This window comes from Oleiphilus sp. HI0043 (genome assembly GCF_001634935.1).
Genome location: NZ_LWEY01001468.1, coordinates 1 through 1,108, shown reverse-complemented (window position 1 = coordinate 1,108; position 1,108 = coordinate 1). Strand labels below are relative to the sequence as shown.

The following is a 1,108-nucleotide window of genomic DNA, read 5'->3' as shown; positions in this document are numbered from 1 at the left end:
GCGCGAATCGAATCCATTTATCGCAGAAGACATCCCTTTTAACGCTGTAAACGCGGCGAAGAGTACACCCGAGCACTTGCGTGGTCAGCCTGCGTTTTGCATCACTCAAGTAAGACCTGAAGGACGTGATATAAAAGCGATGACCTCCATACTTGCCGATCATTGCGTCCAACAAATTCTTGCATTGCTGACTGAAGGAAAGGCCGCTTACTCAGACATTGCCGTATTAGTTCGTTCAGGAAAAGAGGCCGAGCTAGTTAAGCAACGCCTTGCACGCTATGGCTTAAGTGCAAGCTACGAAGGCAAGAGCAATATTTACGATAGTGAAGAAGCGCAGGCCATTTATCGCTTGCTTGCAGCGATAGCAGAGCCGGGTGATGAGTATCTGCTAATGAGCTGTCTGTCTGAATTATTCTTTTGCATCGACGACGAACGCCTCTTGGATATTCGAAATAACGATAGTGTTTTGGAGTATTATCTTGAGCTGTTTAATGACTTGCATAAATGTTGGAATCGCCATGGAGTCTTAGCCGCGATACGTGACGCTATGAGTCGCTTGGGTGTCTATGCATCTTGGCACCAGGATGCCTCACAGTTCCAGGACTGGGAAAGACGCCTTAGTAATGTTAATCAGCTAGCGGAGTTATTACAAAGTCAGGCGCAAGTCACACGTGGTCACTTTGCGCTACTGCGTTGGTTTCGTCAGAATATTTCAGCGTCGGTACTGGCTGATGATGAGAGTCGTCTACGTCTTGAAAGTGATGAACAGCTAATTCGTATCGTCACGATTCACAAAAGTAAGGGCTTAGAGTATCCCTATGTCTTTCTACCGTTTGTATTCACAGGCCGTGGTGCTGATATGGCGTGGTTTTATGATCAGAGCGGCAAGTTAAACCTCGACTTACTCAAGCAAGAGTCAAATGTCAGTTTGGTGGACCGAGAGCGGCTGGCTGAAGATATCCGCTTATTATATGTCGCACTGACACGAGCAAAATATCAATGCTTCCTTGGTACCTACTTTTATAAAGGCGCGGGCGTACTTAGTTTGGGGGTAGCGAAAACTGCCTGGGCTTATCTGCTTGACCGTGAAGCAATACTTGAAGGTTTG

At 46.8% G+C, this 1,108-nt stretch carries 1 protein-coding gene; it reads left to right on the top strand.

The annotated features are described in order from the left end of the window. Positions 1 to 1,108: exodeoxyribonuclease V subunit beta (locus A3729_RS20855; RefSeq protein WP_304439739.1), on the top strand; the 1,108-nt coding region annotated here is incomplete at both ends.